This is a genomic window from Pseudomonas sp. AN-B15, assembly GCF_019056475.1.
Taxonomy (GTDB): Bacteria; Pseudomonadota; Gammaproteobacteria; order Pseudomonadales; family Pseudomonadaceae; genus Aquipseudomonas; species Aquipseudomonas parakoreensis.
Window position 1 is genome coordinate 1088758 of sequence record NZ_CP049737.1, and the last position, 18168, is coordinate 1106925.

The 18168-nt window shown below is 60.6% G+C and carries 13 protein-coding genes; 1 reads left to right on the top strand and 12 read right to left on the bottom strand.

Features of this window, described 5'->3' with window-relative positions; all coding sequences use genetic code 11:
- Nucleotides 1-4: 4 nt before the first annotated feature.
- The 12 genes from GTQ41_RS04790 to yaaA form a co-directional block, all read right to left on the bottom strand.
- Entirely contained in the window at nucleotides 5-661 is a 657-nt protein-coding gene (locus GTQ41_RS04790) for an alginate O-acetyltransferase AlgF (RefSeq protein ID WP_041064839.1), read from the bottom strand.
- A 15-nt stretch (nucleotides 662-676) separates the two neighbouring features.
- The gene (locus GTQ41_RS04795; protein ID WP_047292663.1) at nucleotides 677-1849 is read right to left on the bottom strand and encodes an alginate O-acetyltransferase; all 1173 of its coding nucleotides are present in this window, start codon (nucleotides 1847-1849) and stop codon (nucleotides 677-679) included.
- A gap of 10 nt (nucleotides 1850-1859) precedes the next feature.
- Entirely contained in the window at nucleotides 1860-3425 is a 1566-nt protein-coding gene (locus GTQ41_RS04800; protein ID WP_047292665.1) for an MBOAT family protein, read from the bottom strand.
- A gap of 210 nt (nucleotides 3426-3635) precedes the next feature.
- A complete protein-coding gene (locus tag GTQ41_RS04805; RefSeq protein ID WP_121183804.1) occupies nucleotides 3636-4760 on the bottom strand; it encodes a mannuronate-specific alginate lyase in 1125 nt (374 codons plus the stop codon).
- Nucleotides 4761-4768: 8 nt separating this feature from the next.
- Entirely contained in the window at nucleotides 4769-6229 is a 1461-nt protein-coding gene (locus GTQ41_RS04810) for an alginate O-acetyltransferase (protein WP_047292668.1), read from the bottom strand.
- 10 nt (nucleotides 6230-6239) lie between these two features.
- Nucleotides 6240-7811, bottom strand: coding sequence for a mannuronan 5-epimerase AlgG (algG, locus tag GTQ41_RS04815; RefSeq protein WP_047293038.1), 1572 nt, complete (start codon nucleotides 7809-7811; stop codon nucleotides 6240-6242).
- Nucleotides 7812-7837: 26 nt separating this feature from the next.
- The gene (locus tag GTQ41_RS04820; protein ID WP_047292669.1) at nucleotides 7838-9319 is read right to left on the bottom strand and encodes an alginate export family protein; all 1482 of its coding nucleotides are present in this window, start codon (nucleotides 9317-9319) and stop codon (nucleotides 7838-7840) included.
- A complete protein-coding gene (gene algK, locus GTQ41_RS04825; protein WP_196302418.1) occupies nucleotides 9316-10827 on the bottom strand; it encodes an alginate biosynthesis TPR repeat lipoprotein AlgK in 1512 nt (503 codons plus the stop codon). The genes GTQ41_RS04820 and algK overlap by 4 nt, the downstream gene beginning before the upstream one ends.
- 9 nt (nucleotides 10828-10836) lie before the next feature.
- Nucleotides 10837-12006 carry an alginate biosynthesis protein Alg44 gene (locus GTQ41_RS04830; RefSeq protein WP_047292670.1) on the bottom strand — a complete coding sequence of 390 codons (1170 nt, stop codon included), beginning with the start codon at nucleotides 12004-12006 and terminating at the stop codon, nucleotides 10837-10839.
- A 35-nt stretch (nucleotides 12007-12041) separates the two neighbouring features.
- Complete coding sequence (alg8, locus tag GTQ41_RS04835) at nucleotides 12042-13526, bottom strand: mannuronan synthase (RefSeq protein ID WP_179294994.1); 1485 nt, start codon at nucleotides 13524-13526, stop codon at nucleotides 12042-12044.
- A gap of 262 nt (nucleotides 13527-13788) precedes the next feature.
- Entirely contained in the window at nucleotides 13789-15105 is a 1317-nt protein-coding gene (locus GTQ41_RS04840) for a nucleotide sugar dehydrogenase (RefSeq protein WP_041064820.1), read from the bottom strand.
- Nucleotides 15106-15915: 810 nt separating this feature from the next.
- A complete protein-coding gene (gene yaaA / locus GTQ41_RS04845) occupies nucleotides 15916-16695 on the bottom strand; it encodes a peroxide stress protein YaaA (RefSeq protein WP_047292672.1) in 780 nt (259 codons plus the stop codon).
- A gap of 250 nt (nucleotides 16696-16945) precedes the next feature.
- On the opposite strand from yaaA, the gene GTQ41_RS04850 reads away from it, so the two are divergent.
- Nucleotides 16946-18070: a polysaccharide deacetylase family protein gene (locus tag GTQ41_RS04850; protein WP_047292673.1), complete on the top strand. Its 1125-nt coding sequence runs from the start codon at nucleotides 16946-16948 to the stop codon at nucleotides 18068-18070.
- The last annotated feature ends 98 nt before the right edge of the window (nucleotides 18071-18168 follow it).

The following is an 18168-nucleotide window of genomic DNA, read 5'->3' on the forward strand; positions in this document are numbered from 1 at the left end:
TTTGTTAGCGAGTCGACACCGGGCGTTTCACCCAGACTGGCGACAGGCTGCTGCCGGAGCCGGTGACGTACAGCACCGCGGCCTCACCGCGCTCCAGCGCGACCGGTTTCACGTCGCCGACTTTCTTGTCACCTTCGTACAGCGCCAGGCTGACTTTCACCGGGTTGATTTCACGCTCGCCACGGCCCTTGGCGGCCACGTTCGGCACCACCTCGGTCTTGCCGTCGGCGGTCTTCAGGGTCAGCGGCTTGTCGCTGAGGTTCTGCACGCGCACCAGGGATTTCTGCTTGTTCTTGAACGGCGGTTCTTCGATCAGTTGCGGCGCGCCGGACGCGTTGTTGACCAGGGTGTAGTAGTGGTCACCGGCCAGTTTGACCGGCAGGGTCTGGCTGCCGACTTTGGCGCTGTAGTCACCGCCCGGCATGAAGCTGAAGTCGCTGCTGGCCAGTGGCGCTACGTCACTCAGATTGGTGCTGCCGACGGTGGCGCTGACTTCGGCGTTGCTGGCGTTGTAGACCCGCACGAAGGTCGAGCCTTTTGGTGCGGTCGGGCCGTACAGCGCGGCGTCACCACCGGCAAAGGCCTGGACCGACAGCACGCTCAGACCCGCAACCAGTGCGAAGCGTTTGGCGAGACGACGAGGAGTAGTAGTGAAAGTCATGGTGTTACCTCTCTTTCAGTTTTGCGCCCGATCGGGCGTCTCGGATTTAGTGTTGATGGCTACGTTTTGTTGGCGAGCACCGGCTTGTTTGAGCTCTGCGACCCACTGCGGGTCGGCGTCGCCGATTTCGTTGTTCACAGGCAGATATCGTTCAGGAAACTCCCAGATCAGCACCTGTGGCGGGCTGTTCTTGAAGTCATCGCTTTTCAGGTAGCTGAGCATCGGCAGGATCGGGCCGTGGCCGTCCTCGGCGTAATTGACCACGTCGCTGTGCAGCGCTTGTTTCAGCGCACCGACGAAGTTCCAGTTGGGGTTCGCGCTGTAGCTGGTGCCGATCAGTGCGACCGGTACTTCGCTGCTGGCGAACAGCGCGTCGTCACCGGCCGGTTGCTCGGCGGCCACGGTGTTGCGCTTTTGCAGCGGCTCTTGCGCCGGCATCAGGTTTTCGAACAGCGGATCCAGCGGCAGGAACAGACGCAGGTCGCCCTTGTGCGTGACCTTTTCGGCTGGCGTGGTGACGAAGCGCTGCGGCTCGCCGCTGAGCGGGAACTTGTCGGCGATGGTCTTGGCCAGGGTGTTGGCGGCGATTTCGGCGCCTTCCGGGGTCCAGTGGGTGTCGGTGCGCAGGAACACTTGCTGACCGTTTTGCTTGGCTTGTTGCAGCGGGCCGAGCAGGTCCGGGGCGAGGATCTTGTCTGCCGCGACACGGGCGTGGAAGTCCTGATAAAGGTTGGCGTGAATGCTTGCCGGTTTCACTTCACCCAGGTGTTCCGGGTACAGGCGCACCTTGGCCGGCACGATCGCCATCACCAGTTTCACGCCTTTCTCTTTCAGGGTCTGCCGCACGCCTTCGACCAGCGCGTAGTTGCCTTGCAGGTTCAGCTCTTCGTTGACGATCGGGTTGAATTCTTCGTCGCTGTACAGCCACTGATCGCGACCGAGCACCACGCCCGGACGCCCTTCGTTGAACAGTTTGAAATCCAGCGCCGCCCAGAGGTTGGTGCCCAGTCGCTTGATCGGAAACTGATCGTCGTAGTGGGTTTCCACGGCTTTGGTCCAGCGACCGTTGAGCACCGTCGCGTCGGCATTGGTGTTGAAGCCGAAGAAGCTGCGCACCGACCACAGACCGAGCACCAGCAGGGTCAGCAGAAACAGCGCGATGTAGAAGATGCGTAATGAGCGGGTCATGTCAGATCCCTCAGAACTGGAAGTAAAGGAACGGCGAGAAGCTTTGCGCCGAGAGTTTGAGAATCGAGGCGATGAACAGCAGCAGGATCAGCCCGCGCATCACGTAGCGCGACCAGTCCGCCGTCCAGTACGCCGGTTGCACCTGGGCTTCGACGCCGACGGTGTAGCCAGGCTCGTGGATGCTCGCCGGGTTTTCGCCGGGTGCGGCTTTGATGATGCCCGGGGTCGCAGCGGCAGGGCCGTCGGTTTCGACGTTGACTACTGGCTTGGTTTTGACCGGAGGCTGGTTGGTGTACAGATCACGCAGGCCGAAGAACGCCAGCGTTGCGTACGCCACCACCAGGGTTGCCACTTGCAGACCGGTGAGGCTGGCGCGGTTGAGTTCCGACAGCGACCAGTCGCCGAAGCTGAACATCGCGCCGTACATGCGCCCGGCGACGTGCAGGTTCTCGGCACGGAAGATCACCCAGCCCATCACCACCAGCAGGAAGGTCAGCGCCCAGCGGATCGGGTTGAGGCTGCGCGGCGAGGTGTTGATGCCGAGCATTTTTTCGATCGCCAGCCACATGCCGTGCCAGGCGCCCCAGACGATGTAAGTGATGTTCGCGCCGTGCCACAGACCACCCAGCAGCATGGTCAGGAACAGGTTGCGATAGGTCATCAGCGTGCCTTTGCGGTTACCGCCGAGGGTGATGTACAGGTAGTCACGCAGCCAGGTCGACAGGCTGATGTGCCAGCGACGCCAGAACTCGGTGATCGACTGGCTGATGTACGGCTGCTTGAAGTTTTCCATGAAGCGGAAACCCATCATCAGGCCCAGACCGATGGCCATGTCGCTGTAACCGGAGAAGTCGAAATACAGCTGCGCGGTGTACGCCAGCGCGCCCAGCCAGGCATCACCCGTAGTCGGGTTTTGCAGGGCGAAGCAGTGGTCGGCCACTACCGCGAGGGTGTCGGCGATGAACACCTTCTTGATGAAACCCTGCATGAACCGCGTGCAGCCCTCGGAGAACTTGTCGAGGGTGTGGGTGCGGTTGTTGAATTGATCGGCGAGGTCGCGGAAGCGCAGAACCGGGCCGGCAATCAGGTGCGGGAAGATCGCCACGAACGCCGCGAAGTCGATCAGGTTGCGCGTGGCCGGGGTGTCGCCGCGGTACACGTCGATGATGTAGCTGATCGATTCGAAGATGTAGAACGAGATACCGATCGGCAGCAGCACGTGGGTCAGGATGAACGGTTCCAGACCGAACGAGGTCATGATCGCGTTGATGCTGTCCACGCCGAAATTGGCGTATTTGAAGTAGCCGAGGATGCACAGGTCGACCGCGACGCCGAGCAGCAGCCAGCGCTGCGCCGGTTTGGTACGCACGCCGGCGGCACCGACTTTCAGGCCGATCCAGTAGTTCCACAGGGTGACGCCGGCGAACAGCGCCAGGAAGTCCACCCGCCACCACGCGTAGAACACGTAGCTGGCGATCAGCAGCAACAGGTTGCGATAGCGTTGCCCGCTCAAATAGTACAAGCCGAGAAAGATCGGCAAGAACAGAAACAGGAACACGTTGGATGAAAATACCATCCCGATCTCTCCATGTTTGAACCAACAGTCAAGGGCCAAAGCCCCCCCAAACCCCCCATGAAAATTCCGGGGGATGTATTGCATCCAGATTCACCACAACCCGTGTGGGAGATGGCTTGCCAGCGATAGCGTCAGGTCGTTCGACATCCGTGTTGAATGTCGGATTGCAATCGCTGGCAAGCCAGCTCCCACAGGGTTTTGTGTCCTGTCCTACGAACCCTTGTTGCCCTTCTCATGCGACGGGTCGTAGACCTTGGTCAGGTCGCCGCCGAGGCGGAAGGTCTTGAACGGTTGCATGCCGTGCTTCTTCTCGATCACATCCGCCGGGCAGGTGTAGAGGGTGCAGAACGGTTCGAGCCAGGCGAATTTCATGTCCTCTTTCAGGTCGGTCATGTCCTGTTTCTTGCCGTTCTTTTCCTCGAACTGATCCGGGTCTTTCACCCCGGCCAACACCCGATCACCCAGACGCTTGAGCGCGCTGTTGTTTTCCTGACGCAGATCGACGCCGTTGACCTGGGCGAAGCTGGCGATCATCGCCAGTGGCGGCAGGGCGTAGTTGTGATAGGCGAGGGCGCGTTGCTGGCGCTTGAGTTCGTTGGGCAGGAAGCCGTCGGCGTCGACTTGATTGACCCCGACCTTGTATTCCTTCACCGCCCAGTCGAACAGGTCGCGACGGTTGGTGGCGACAGCGGTGGCCATCACCGACCAGGCGGCCCAGTACGAGTGGTTGTTGGTTTTTTCCAGCGGTAGGTTGTCCCAGTCGCTGACCACCTGATCGGCCATCTTGCTGAACCACGCCTCGATCTGCTGCGCTTCTTGCTGATGCGTGGCCAGCGGATGCGAATCGGAGAACTTCAGGCGGATGTACGAAGAGGCCATGCTGCCCAGTGCCCATTTGCGCATCGACTTGCCGGTGTGGTTGAAGTCTTTCGACATCAATGCATCGGCCTTGGCCCACGCGGTCAGCCAGTTCAGCGTGCAGTCGAGCTGCTCCGGCCGGCCGTCGCGCATGAACTGCATCACTCGTTTGGCGGTGCCGCGCTCCAGGGTGGTGATGTCCTTGGTGGTGTCGCGGAAAGCTTTTTCCGACTGCACGTTCAGGGTCGCGCGGGCCTTGTCCGAGCCTTCGTATTTGCTGCGAAATTGCAGCGGTCCGGTGTACGGCGCCGGCATCGCGTCGCAGCCTTCGCTGTTGTCGCCGCTCTTGAATTTATCCACCGGGGCGAAATAGCCCTGCGGCGGGCGCAATGGCGCGGCGGCCTGAGTGGCCCCGGCGAACATCGCCAGGGTCAACAGGGATGGCGCAAGCAGGTGTTTGATCGTTCGATTTCGCATAGCAGACCTCATTGCCCGAGCTGAGCGGTTTGTGGCCCAGCGCCCGGGAATACGTTGCGTTTGCAGATTTTCGCTTCGACTTTTTGCGGCGCGGTACCCGCTTCCGGGCCCTGGACTTCGACGGCCAGCAGATTTTGCGAGGCCCAGTCTTCGTCCGTGCGCAGCTCAAAGGCGAAACGACCGTCGGTGTCGGAGGTTTCCGGTTTCTCGATCTTGATGTCCTCGTGGCGACCGTTCATGTACCAGAGGGTGGCTTGCAGGGTTTTCACCGAGGTGTCGGCGAAGCGGATGTCGACCTGATGGCTGCTGTTCTGCAGGTTCAGGTTCTTGCTGTTGACCAGCAGTTCCTGTTTGCCGCCAGGCTTGAGCGTGGTACTGGCGGACATTTGGGTTTCCTTGCCTTCGCAACCGTTATCCAGCAGCGCCATCATTTGGCGATAGATGGTTTCCTGGTCGAGGCGGTACAGCGGCGAGAATTCCCAGATCAGAATCTTCGGCGGGGTCTTCTGGAATTCGTCGCTACCGAGGTACTGCAGCATCGAACCTTCCAGACCACCGCCGGGGAAGGCGACGTTGAGGATGTCGGCGCCAATGGCCTCTTCGAGGAAGCCGGCGAAGTTGTAGTTCTTGCCGCTGTGCGAGGTGCCCACGAGGGTGATTTGCGGGTTGCCGGAATCACCGAACAGGTCGCCGTCACCGGCCTCGCCTTTCGGCTCGGTGGTGAACTGGTCCATGTACTGGATCGCGTAACTGGTGCCGCACAGTTGCCCGGCCATGTTGTGCAGGGTGCCGGTCTTGCCCATGCGCCCGGTGCGCTTGGTCTCGAATTCACGCTTGGGAATGTCGGCGAAGGCCGGGATCTGCTTGACCTTCTCGGCGACGATTTTCGCTGTGCGCTGAGCACCGTATGGGGTCCAGTGCTGGTCGCCGCGGAAGTAGAAATCGTGGGCGGGCAGGGTGTCCGGCAGCGATTCGTTGGTCAGCGGCGACAGGTCCGGTACCACGTATCCCATCTTGGCGAATCGGCCGAGCATGGTCTTGTAGTTGCCCAGCGCTTTCTCGTAATCGAACGCGGCTTTTTCCTGCGGGTTGAGCTTGTTGCGGTTCACCAGACCACGGGTCGGCTGGTAGACGATCACCAGTTCGACGCCTTTGGCCTTGAACGCATCGTGCAGCTGTTGCAGGCGTTTGTAGCCGGCCGGGGTGGTGTTGAACTCGGTGCGCAAATCTTCCTGGGTACGGAACAGCCAGTCGCCCTGCGCCTGCACCAGGGTGGTGAAGTTCTGCTGATAACGCGTGGTGTAGTTCTTCGCGTCGTGCGCGGCCGGGCACAGGTTGCAGCACGGTTCGGCGCTGAATTTTGGCGCGGTGGCGCCCGCCGCTTCATCGGCGCGGGCAGCATTGCTGGCCGCCAGAATGCCCACGGTCAGGGCCGACAGGCTGAGTAATTTGATCAAGTGTGGGTGCATAAAATTATCCTCAGTCCCGCAGTTCGGTCTGGCGTTCGACAGGGTCGATCAGTACGGCTTTCTGCTGGCGCACCAGCAGGTCGAGAATTTCATCCTGGCGCTCGCCGAGGATGCCGTTGAAGCTGATGCCGCTGGACTTGGTCGGCGCCAGCATCGATACGCGATACAGCTCGACGCTCAACGGCGAGTCGATGGCCATCGGGCCGCTGCCGTTGGCCGCCAGTTCACCGCCGACCACGATCAGCGAGACCTGGGCGTCGAACGGGTCGAGCTTGATGTCGCGGTCGGTGTCGGTCAGGTCCTTGATGTGGCCGTAGACGCCGGTCAGCCCGTTGGCCATGGCGACGTTTTCGTAGAGGCGGATGTTCACGCTGTTACGAATGCGGATGCCGTGGCGCTTGTTGCTGATGACCTTGTTGCCCCACAGCAGGTTGTCGGCGGACTCGTAGAGGGTGATGCCGTCCGTGTGGTTCTTGTAGATCTCGTTGTAGGCAATGATGTTGTTGACGCTGTTACGGTCGATCACCAGGCCCGAGAGGTGGTTGTCGTAGCTCTTGTTGTTGAAGATGAAGCTGTCGTTCACCTCACGGGAAATGATGATGCCGTGCTTCTTCTTCGTGCCGTGGACGGTGTTCTCGGCAATGATCAGACCGTGGGAACGGTCGTGCGGGTCGATGCCGTAGACGATGTTGTCCTTGTAGGTGTTGCCCTTGACCACGAAGTCGCGGGTCTCGTAGCAGTAGAAGCCGTACCACATGTCGGAGAACTCGGAGCCGACGATCCAGCCGGTCGGCTCGGGACGCTTGAGGACCTTGGCCATGTTCGGCGTGTACTGGGAAATACTCACCCCGTACGACTTACTGTTGGCGTAGCCGAAGCTGGCCATCTTGCTGTTGACGATGTAGGTCTCGGTGCCGCCCCAGGCCAGCAGGAACGGACGGAATTCCTTCGGCGAACGGAAGGTGGCCGGGCCGTTGTCCTTCTCGCGCCAGCCAGTGACTTTGGTGTCACGCACAAACAACTGACCGTCGTTGACCAGGAACGAACCGGCCTCTTGCGACAGGCGCAACTCCTGGGTCTGACCATCGATTTCGAGGATGCCTTTGCGGCCGACCACAATCGGCAGCTTCGCCAGGTACACGCCCGGCGAGGTCTCGCTGAAGTACTGCTTGGGCAGCTTCTGCGCCAGATCCTTGAGGTTCAGGTAACCGTCGTCGACGAAGATCGCCTGCGGGATACCGTGCTGACGCACCACCCATTCGGCCATCTTGTTGTCGCCGCCGATGAAGTCCTTCAGGGCGTCTTCCTGCATCATCCGGCGCACGCTGATCTTGCCTGCTTTGCTGCGATTGATCTTCGCAGCGGCAGCCTCGGCGGTGAAGCCGGACAGGTCGGGCAGTTTCGGCTTGGCCAGCTCCAGCGCCTCGGTCGGCGCGCTGCTGACGGTGTAGGTCTTGGCTTGTTGCAGCTCTTTGGCGGTGGTCACCGGCTTGGCCGGTTCCACCGTGGCGAACGCGCCAGCGGAGGCCAGCAGCATGGCGCCGGCCAACAGGCTGAGCGAGCCTTTCCTTGCATGGTGCATGTCGGGCACTCCCTTGGCGGTTTGCATCAGAAGCGCCAGATCACGTCGATGAACGCGCGGTGCATGTACGAATCGACCTGGCTGCCATAGGCATCACCCGGCTTGAACACGCCGCCACGGAAACGCACCAGCGCCGACGGTTCGTCGATCGACTGGCTCAACGCCGCCGGCAGCAAGCCTTGCTTGAAGTACTTGGTCACCACCAGGTCCATTTCCTGACCCAGGTCCTTGTTGCCATCCTGCAGTGGCAGCGAGGTGCTGGAAAGGATCGCGCCAGTGACGTCGTCGGTGTTGTTTTCCACGGCGTTGATGCCGTTGCTGCCCACCGGCTTGTTGCCGTCCACGCGCCAGAACTTGTGGTAGATCAGGCTGGCGTCGTACTGGTCGTTGAGCATCCACGAACCGAACAGGGTGGCGGTCTGCATGTTGTTCATTTCGCCACGGAACGCTTCGCCGAAACGGTGCACGCGCGAGCGGGTACCGGTGTAGTTGGAGCGGTTGCTTTCCAGACCGTTCTGCTGGTAATCGGCGCTGGCGCGGGCGTAGGCCGCACCGACCTGCCACTGCGGATCGAGGCGCAGGCGCACGCCCAGGTCAGTGGCCCAGCCGTTGATGTCATCACTGCGCTTGGCTTGGGCAGGACGGCTGCCATCAGCGTTCAGCGGGTTGACCGAATCAAGGTCGCCGCTCATGCCGGTGATGCTGCCCCAGTAGTTGACGGTGTTGGTGTTGCGCCAGTTGTAGGCGTCACTGTCGGCGGTCAGACCGAGCCAGCTGATGTCGCCGTTCTGGGTTTTGTCGAGGGTGTCGCGGGGCACGCCCGGTTCGGCGTAATCGAGCTTGCCGTTGTCGTGGGTGTGATGACCGCGAATGCCGACCCAGTTACCCGGCGTCCACTGATAAGCGGCATCGGCGTACGCGTGCAGGCGATCCTTGTCTTTCGGCGCCAGCTCCTTGAGGTCGGTGCGGTATTCGCTGAAGCGTTCGGCGACACCGACGTTGGCGCGCAGCAGGGTGGTGTCGAAGGTCCAGTTCAGCGCTTCGATGTTGGTGTCACGCCATTGGCCGTCGTCATTGCGCAGACGCTGGCGACCGAACTTGAGCATCTCGCCGGGGTACGGCGTCAGGCCGCTGTAGCCGACCCAGAATTCGCGCATCGCCAGGTAGTTTTTCTTGGTTTTGCGGTCGCTGTTGTCGGTGGTTTGTTCACCGTCGGACTGCTGCAGGGTGTCGGTTTCGATAATGTCGGTCGAGGTCACGGCCTGGCCCATGGCGTAGGCACTCCACGCACCGCTTTCGCCGTACACCCACGGACGCAGGTCCAGGCCCACACCGTTGACGTCGCCGCCGCTGGCGGTGCCGAGGTCGCGGTCGTCTTCGGACTGGCCGGTGATTTTCACTTCCAGGCCGAAGTTCTTGGTTTCAGTGATCGCGGCCAGTGTCGGGCAAGACCAGATCAGCGCGAACGTGAGGCCAATGCCAGCCTTCACAAAGGGATTCAACTTCATAGGGATTCCTCGCCGTCTTCTTCTTGCAGGGCGTGCAGTTGCAGCGTGTTCTGGTTCAGGGCGCCACGGCTGGCCTGTTCCTGTTGCAGCAGGCGCTGGGCTTCGGCCAGACGCTCGGGCGGCAATTGCGCTGCGAGGGTGGTCGCCAGTTCATCGGCTTGCGGGGTGTTCTGCGCCTTGGCCAATTGGCTGAATACATAGGCGTTGAGCGGGTCGGGCTTGGTGCCCTTGCCTTGGGAAAACAGTTGGGCGATGGCGAAGTCGGCGCTGTTCTGGCCGTTGCGCGCAGCGGTCAGCAGGTGGTCGAGAGCCTTCTGCGGATAGACCTTGCCCAGGTAACCACGGCGATAGATCTGGCCGAGGTAGTAGTCAGCGGCGACTTCGCGGCCGACGGCTTTCTGGAAGTGTTCTTCGGCGACTTTGGCGTCTGCCGGCACCAGTTTGCCTTCGTAATAGAGCTTGCCCAGCAACAGTTCGGCGCGCGGCTGGTCGGCGGCGCGGCCGTTGTCCAGGTACTTCATCATCTGATCGACGTCGCCCAGTTCCGGGAAGTCGTAAAGCAGTTGCGCGAGGGTCACCCACGACGCCGGGTAGCCCGGTGCGATCGGTTCGAGCAGCGACTGTGCGGTCTTTTCGTCGGTCTTGCCCAGGGTCGAATCAGCCAGCACGCGGGCCACCGAATCGACGCGCTGCGCGCTGACCGTGCCGCGGCTGTAACCGGCCTGCATCTGCTTGAGCAGCTCGGCCTGTTGCTCAGGCTGGGCACGTTTCTGATACACCGTGGCCAGTTCGACGTAGCAGATGTCGGTGGTGTTGAGCGCGGCCTTGCAGATCTTTTCCACGTCATCCAGATGCTGGTCGTAAGTGCCTTGGGTGCGATACAGCAGCACCTGCGCCAGACCCGCTTCCGGGTAACCGGATTTGCGCCACTGATCGATCTGTTGCTGTGCGTTGATGTTGGGGAAGCTGTGCGGGTATTGCAGGTACAGCATCGCCAGTGGGATCAACGTGTTGCCTTCGCCGTTGGCGGCGGCTTTTTTCAGCAGGCTTTCAGCTTCGTGGTGCTCGGCTTCGGTGGAACCGGGCTTGGCCACCAGCAGGCGACCGAGACGGGCCTGGGCCCGTGGCGACACGTCGGCGGCTGCGCGGTAGGTCGCTTCGGCCTGTTTGATCTGCTCGGGGTCGCGGCTGTCGACCTGAATATCGGCGAGACCGACTTGCGCCTCGCTGTAACCCAGATCGGCCAGTGCGCGGTAGTTCTGCGCGGCAGTGGCAGTGTCGCCACGCTTGAGCGCTTCGTTGGCCAGGCGCTGGTCGGGCAGGCCGGCGCAACCGGCGAGGCTGACGGCCAGTGCCAGCGAGCACACCATATGACCTTTGTGGGAGCTGGCTTGCCAGCGATTCAGGCGGCTCGGTGTGTCAGACAGACCGCGTTGATCCAATCGCTGGCAAGCCAGCTCCCACAGGGATCGCGGTGTTCTCAGGAGACGGATGATAGTCACAGGCATGTCCTCGACTTAAAGACCGGCAGCCATGGCTTTGTCGATCAGCCAGTTCAGGTTCGGACCACGGTCGCTGTTCACTTCCACCGGACGGCCGGCGAAGCTGCTGTCCAGCGGTTCGTCCGGCTGGATCTGCACGCGGATGTCGGAGGACAGGTCGGCGCTTTTCAGGCTGGTGCTGCTGACGATCTTGCCGGTGCGGGTCTGGTCTTCGCCGGCAATCTGGAAGCTCACTGGCGTACCCGGACGCACGTCGCCGAACTGGCGATAGGAGAAGCGTGCATCGACGGTGGCCTGGGTGTTGCGCGGTACCAGGGTGAAAATCACGTCGCCTTTGCTTGCGTACTGACCGTCAGCCACCAGTTGCTGGGCCACGGTGCAATCGCACGGCGAGGTCAGGGTGCCGGTCATCTGCTTGCCGAACAGTTCTTCCACCTTGGCCGGTTGCAACTGGTCTTCGTCGAGATGGCCCTTGAGCACGTCGAGCATGCTGGTGCTGAAGGTCGCCAGCGGGGCGCCTTTGGCCGCGACGCCGTCGGACTTGACCAGGCTCTGCACGGTGCCGTCACGCGGCATGGTGATGTTCATTCCCGGTACGCTGACCAGACCGGCCTGCGCATGGCTGACGAAGTACATGCCGTACACCGACTTGAAGACGAAACCGAACGCCACCAGGCCGATGGCGAATACCCCGGCGCTGAAGGTCACGGCTTTCAGACGCCCGAACGGGGTCATGCCGCTGCCGCCGTCCTTGACCTTGCGTGCCTTGGTGAAGTTGTCGCGCTGCAGCGTCGCCAGCACTTCACCCATGCTGACGATGTCGCCGGCCAAGTGCGACGTGATCAGGTGACGCAGGGTCGAGATGTCTTGCGGTTCGAGGTTCTGGAACTGGCAACCGACGCGGCCGCTCTGGCGGTCGTAGGAGCGCACTTGCAGTTCGACGTCCATGGCCAGGCCGAGGTTGTCGATCACGAATTGCAGGCGTGCCTTGTACACGTCGCCGGTCTTGAGCGGCAGTTGTCCGGCGTTGAACGCCAGACCACCGGCGGACAGGTCCAGGACCCGCGCCTCGACCGGCGTCCGGTCCGGGCCGAAGAAGCGCAGTTTGGCCGGGATTTTCACTCGGGCGTGCTGACGCTGGGCTTCGGATTCATGCACTACGTTGGCGTTGACGGCGGTATTCATGGGGGCGATTTCCTTGTTAATTCAATAGGGGCAGGTCAGACCATCATCAGCAGCACGGCGACGAAAATGCTGCCGGCGGAGAAGGTCATGGTCCGAGACGACCAGGTGTTGAACCAACGTTGAAAGCTGGCGAGATCACGGGTCAGGGAAGTGGGTTGGCGCGTCCAGGATTGCTGGTCGAGGCGGAAGAACACGTAGATCTTCACCAGCGCACCGACGATCTGGTTGTAATACAGAATCACGGGATAGGCCGGGCCGATCCGGTGACCGGAGCACGACAGCAGCAAGGTCAGAATCAGGCGCGTGATGCCGATCCACAGCAGGTAGGCGAGGATGAACGCACCGCCGTACTTGAAGCTGGCGATGATCGCCACGGTCAGGCCCAGCAGCGAGGTCCACATCGACACACGCTGATCGAACAGCACCACCGAGGTGAAGGCGCCGAGGCGTTTCACACCCAGCCCCAGCGCTCGCGAGTTCTGGCGCAGGTTGTTGCCGTACCAGCGGAACATCAGCTTGCGGCTGGCCTTGATGAAGCTCTTTTCCGGCGGATGTTCAACGGTGTTGATCGCGGCGTCCGGCACGTAAAAGGTGTCGTAACCCAGACGCATCAGGCTGAACCAGCTCGATTTGTCATCACCGGTGAGGAACTTGAAACGGCCCAGGCGCCAGTGTTGCAGCGAGTCGCTTTCGACGTCGGCGATGAATTCCGGGTCGGTCACCACGGTGGCGCGGAACACCGACATACGCCCGGTCATGGTCAGTACGCGCTTGGACAGGGCCATCGAGCACATGTTGATGTGACGCTGGGCGAAACGCAGCTTGTGCCATTCGCTCATGATGTAGCCGCCGCGCACTTCGCAGAATTCGTTGGTGGTCAGGCCGCCGACATTGCCGAACAGCTGGAACCACGGCACGGTCTTGCGCACGGTGCCTTCACCGAGCACGGTGTCACCGTCGATCACGGCCACCACGGCGCGGTCGTCCGGCAGGTGACGGGAGATCGCGCGGAAACCGTAGGCCAGGCCATCACGTTTGCCTGTGCCGGGAATGCGCACGAAGTCGAGCTTCACCCGGTCTGGCGGATTCATCCGCGCCCACAGCGCCTTGACCAGCAGCTCATCGGACATCTCGACGATCGAGCAGACCACGGTGGTCGGCAGGTCGCAGTCGATGGCTTCGCGGATCACCGAGCTGTAGACCTGCGCGGTGGTCAGCGCGTCGATACGGAAACTGGTGACCATCAGAAACACATGCGACGGGTCCGCCGCTTTACCCAGCTTACGCACTTTGCGGCGCAGGTGCGGGTAAACGATGTAGAGAAAAATCATGCCGCGCACAAAGTGCGTTGCACCCATCGAGTAGCGCCAGATACCCACGGCGCCAATCAGGAAAATGAAGTCCTTCGACTCGGAGTCGAATGTGGACGTGGGCAGCATCAAGGCCAGGCCCATCAACAAACTGAGGTAAAACAGCCAACCGGCGGCCTGAAGTAGGCCGTGCTTTAGCCTGTGCATAATCTGCATCCGTCTCTATCTCGGGCGAGCCTGTCGGTGGCCCGATGGGGTTAAGGCAGGCTTACAAAGAACTGCAATGTCACGCGCAATTCGGGCGAACCCTGTGTAGGAGCTGCCGAAGGCTGCGATCTTTTGATCTTTTCGGGTTCACTCAGGACTCAAGTGCGCCGGGTAAAGATCGCAGCCTGCGGCAGCTCCTACATTCCGGGATCACACATTGGTTGCGCGCCGCCTATGGGTTACGCGGCGGCGCGCAACGTCTGTGTTACCAGCAGATACCTTCAGTGCGAGTACCTGGGTTGGTGGCTTTGGCCATGAAGCCGACCAGGTCGATGACCTGTTTGCCTTGCGGAGCTTCCTGGGCCAGCGCGCGGAATTTCTCGTCGCGGTTGCCGAGGATGATCACGTCGGAGTTGTCGATCACCGAATCGAAGTCCGCGTTGAGCAGGGACGACACGTGCGGGATCTTCGACTCGATGTAGTCCTTGTTCGCGCCGTGAACACGGGCGTACTCGACGTTGCTGTCGTAGATGCTCAGGTCATAGCCCTTGCCGATCAGCATTTCGGCCAGTTCCACCAGCGGGCTTTCGCGCAGGTCGTCGGTGCCGGCCTTGAAGCTCAGGCCGAGCAGGGCGACTTTGCGTTTGTCGTGGCTTTCAACGATGTCGAAGGCGTTCTGCACTTGCGATTCGTTGCTGCGCATCAGCGAGTTGAGCAGCGGCGCTTCGACGTCCAGCGAACCGGCGCGGTAGGTCAGGGCGCGCACGTCTTTGGGCAGGCACGAACCGCCGAAGGCGAAGCCCGGGCGCATGTAGTACTGGGACAGGTTGAGGGTCTTGTCCTGGCAGACCACGTCCATCACTTCACGGCCATCGACGCCGACCGCTTTGGCGATATTGCCGATCTCGTTGGCGAAGGTGACCTTGGTTGCGTGCCAGACGTTGCAGGTGTACTTGATCATCTCGGCGACGGCGATGTCCTTGCGGATGATCGGCGCGTCGAGTTCTTCGTACAGCGATTGCAGAACGTCGCCCGAGGCCTTGTCGAACTCGCCGATGACGGTCATCGGTGGCAGGTCGTAGTCCTTGATCGCGGTGGATTCACGCAGGAATTCCGGGTTGACCGCGACGCCGAAATCGACACCGGCCTTCTTGCCCGAGCAGTCTTCGAGGATCGGGATGACCACGTTGGCGACGGTACCCGGCAGCACGGTGCTGCGCACCACGATGGTGTGGCGGGTGGATTTTTCACGCAGCACGAAACCGATCTCGCGGCACACCGCCTCGATGTAGTTCAGTTCCAGGTCGCCGTTCTTCTTGCTTGGTGTACCGACGCAGATCATCGACAGGTCGGTGTCACGAATTGCTTCGGCGAAGTTGGTTGTACCGCGCAGACGACCGGTCTCGATACCCTGGGCCAGAAGTTCGCCCAGACCCGGTTCAACAATCGGCGACTTGCCGGCGTTGATCATGTCGATCTTGTCTTTGGCAACATCGACGCCAACCACGTCATGGCCCCGTGCAGACAGGCAACCGGCACATACTGCGCCAACGTAACCCAAACCAAATATGCTGATGCGCATCGCAAATACCTCTGTGTTTTATCAAGCCATTAGATGGCCGGAGTTAATGGTGTTCAGCGGTCATAGTGCACTCGAAAGTGCGGCAAACAGGCGCCACAATGCCGTGTGCAGGCATACTAAGTTCCGAGTGTCTAAATAAGTGCACTCAAGATGTGCGCAACTAGGCCTGGTTGTTATGACTTGCCCTGTTATGCAGCGGATCCTCTTGCTGGAAGACTCTTGTGCATGTTTTCAGTCCACCTGATTTCGGTCGAAAGGCCCGTAGATCAAGCGGTTGGGTGCTCAGGCGAGCACGTTTACAGGGGCGCAGCCTTGGCCTTGTAGAGGATGTTTATGGTGCGTATCACCTATCCATCGTTAGTTGATCAGATGAGTGAACCATCTAGGCAAGTTGCTGTGACAACTTGGTTACATGGTTCTCCGCTCTGCGTAAGTTATCTCGTACAAACTCGGCGAGAATCGTTACCGGTGGTATGAGCTATGCATTTGGACATAGTTCCTACCCGCTCATCGCGAAATCTGAAATTTTTTGAAATATTGACAAAGATGGCACTGGTCTCAAATTGATAGCACTTTCGATTTGGGCCTTTATTAATCGGTGCGCAATCGAGCTAGATAGTTTTGTGCCACTACCGTAAAAAAATTTACGTGCCACTACTGAAAAAAAGTGCGGGTGTCGAGTGAAACTAAAATTAGAATTAAGTGGGACGATTTTATGGCGCCAATAAAACGGCGAAATGGGGCGGGGGATTTTTGACGTCGTGCGAGCTGCACGACTCGTTATAGAAAGAGTCGTGCATTGGGCATGCTTTATTCCGGGGCGTGGTCGCGCAGAAACACCAGATTGTCCGGTTTCGACTGCTCGGCGCTGTACTGATAACCCTGCACGTCGAACTGTTTGAGCAGGGCGGGATCATTGATTTTTTCCTGAATCACGAAACGGCTCATCAGCCCACGGGCCTTCTTCGCATAGAAGCTGATGATCTTGTACTGACCGTTCTTCAGGTCCTTGAACTCGGTGTTGATGATCCGCGCGTTCAGGGCGCTGCGCTTGACCGCCGAGAAGTACTCGTTGGACGCCAGGTTCAGCAGCACGTCGTCACCTTGCTCGGCCAGGGCTTCGTTGAGCCATTCGCTGATGCGGGTGCCCCAGAACCCATACAGATCCTTGCCACGGGCGTTGGCCAGTTTGGTGCCCATTTCCAGACGGTACGGCTGCATCAGATCCAGCGGACGCAGCAGGCCATAAAGGCCGGAGAGCATGCGCAGGTGCTTTTGCGCGTAGTCGAACTGGGCTTCGCTGAAGGACTGGGCGTCGAGGCCGGTGTACACATCACCTTTAAAGGCGAGCAGCGCCTGCTTGGCGTTTTCCGGGGTGAAGGCGGGCGTCCAGCTGCCGAAACGCGCGGCGTTGAGGCCGCCAATCTTGTCGGACACGTGCATCAGTTCGCTGATTTGTGCCGGGCTCAGTTCGCGCAGTTGCTGGATCAGCTCCTGGGAATGGTCGAGGTATTGCGGCTGGGTAAAGCGCTGGGTCGCCGGCGGTGTTTCGTAATCGAGGGTCTTGGCGGGGGAAATCACCATCAGCATGAAGTCGTCTCCTTTAATCGTGGGCGCGATTCTAGGGGGTTGGCCGGGTTGACTCCAGCTATCAAGCCCATAGGTGATCGATGGTGTGCTGGAAAAGATCGCAGCCTTCGGCAGCTCCTACAGGTTACGGTCGACTGTTGGCTGCCTCTGTAGGAGCTGCCGAAGGCTGCGATCTTTTGATCTTTCTTTTGATTGTCCTGCGGCCACCCGCGATATAGTGCCGCGCGGGTTTGGTTATGGAGACACCCCTTTGCGCATTGTTCTTTTATTCACGGCGTGGCTGATGAGCTGCGGGGCCATGGCGGCACCGGGCGATGTGGCGACGCTGGATCGCAGCACCTGGCCGGAGCAGCTCAGCAATCCGACGCTGTTCGACGTCGCCTCGCGCGCGGAAATCCTCATGTTCGCCCGGGGCCTGCTCGGCACCGAAGCGCTGGACGAGGCTGCGCTGGCCCAGCGTCTTGGCCTGCGCACGGTCAATGTCGACGCGATCAGCCGCCTGCGGCAGCGGCTCTGGGAACGTCTGTTGGCCAACTACAACTTCGCCCAGCAGAGCTGCGATCAGGATGCCTCGTTCTGCTTCCTCGTCGAAGACCTGCCGACCCTGCGCGAGCAGGCCGCCAAGTTCGTGGTCAGCGACGACAGTTATTACACCAAATGGGCCGAACCGAGCCGGTTGTTTCATCTGCAGTACCTGGACGAGCTGATGCGCAAGGCCGCGCTGTCGCCGCAGACCAGCAGTGAAATCGATCGTTTCGGCGACTATGAACGCAGCGGCGACGAGATGCATGACCGGCTGTTTCTGCTGAGTTTCGACAGTGCTGCCAATCTGCAACCGGACAACACCGACTGGATCGCCGACTACCTGCGCAAAGCCAATCTCAGCGGCACGTTCTTCCTGTTGGGCAAGGATGTGCAGGCGCGACTGGCGGATCGCTCGGTGAGCAACCTGCAATCGGAGTTCTCGAAGCAGTGTGTCGGCGTGCAGGGTTGGGAGTTCCGTTCCCACAGCTATTGGCAGGACTGGCAGGACTCGGTGCGCCGCAGCAGTGACCTGGTGAAGAACAAGTTGCCGGAAAACTACGTGCCGCTGTTCCGTCCGCCGGAGGGACAGCGTCGTTCTGATGCTGGCAGCTTCTTGCGCAATCAGGGCTTGCAAGTGGCGCTGTGGGACATCGATGCCCAGGATGGTGCCGGCAAGCTCAAGGGTGCGCAGAGCGCACAGCGAGTGCTGACCCTGATGTTGTTGTGGCGCCACGGGGTGATCAATTTCAACATGAAACAGGATGCGGTGAGGACCGCGTTGCCGTGGCTGATCACGCAGACTGCGCAAAGCGGCATCGGGTTTGAAGACTGTCAGGACGGGTTTCGCTAGTAAGCGGAAAAAGCCCGGAAACATTGGGCTTTTGACGATTTTTTCAGAGAATTCGATGCAGGCGGACTTCCGACTTTAGCGGGGTCTGCACGGTCCGC

Coding starts and splice junctions, on each gene's coding strand:
- GTQ41_RS04790 (WP_041064839.1), bottom strand. CDS start 661: ATGACTTTCACTACTACTCCTCGTCGTCTCGCCAAACGCTTCGCACTG.
- GTQ41_RS04795 (WP_047292663.1), bottom strand. CDS start 1,849: ATGACCCGCTCATTACGCATCTTCTACATCGCGCTGTTTCTGCTGACC.
- GTQ41_RS04800 (WP_047292665.1), bottom strand. CDS start 3,425: ATGGTATTTTCATCCAACGTGTTCCTGTTTCTGTTCTTGCCGATCTTT.
- GTQ41_RS04805 (WP_121183804.1), bottom strand. CDS start 4,760: ATGCGAAATCGAACGATCAAACACCTGCTTGCGCCATCCCTGTTGACC.
- GTQ41_RS04810 (WP_047292668.1), bottom strand. CDS start 6,229: ATGCACCCACACTTGATCAAATTACTCAGCCTGTCGGCCCTGACCGTG.
- algG (WP_047293038.1), bottom strand. CDS start 7,811: ATGCACCATGCAAGGAAAGGCTCGCTCAGCCTGTTGGCCGGCGCCATG.
- GTQ41_RS04820 (WP_047292669.1), bottom strand. CDS start 9,319: ATGAAGTTGAATCCCTTTGTGAAGGCTGGCATTGGCCTCACGTTCGCG.
- algK (WP_196302418.1), bottom strand. CDS start 10,827: ATGCCTGTGACTATCATCCGTCTCCTGAGAACACCGCGATCCCTGTGG.
- GTQ41_RS04830 (WP_047292670.1), bottom strand. CDS start 12,006: ATGAATACCGCCGTCAACGCCAACGTAGTGCATGAATCCGAAGCCCAG.
- GTQ41_RS04840 (WP_041064820.1), bottom strand. CDS start 15,105: ATGCGCATCAGCATATTTGGTTTGGGTTACGTTGGCGCAGTATGTGCC.
- yaaA (WP_047292672.1), bottom strand. CDS start 16,695: ATGCTGATGGTGATTTCCCCCGCCAAGACCCTCGATTACGAAACACCG.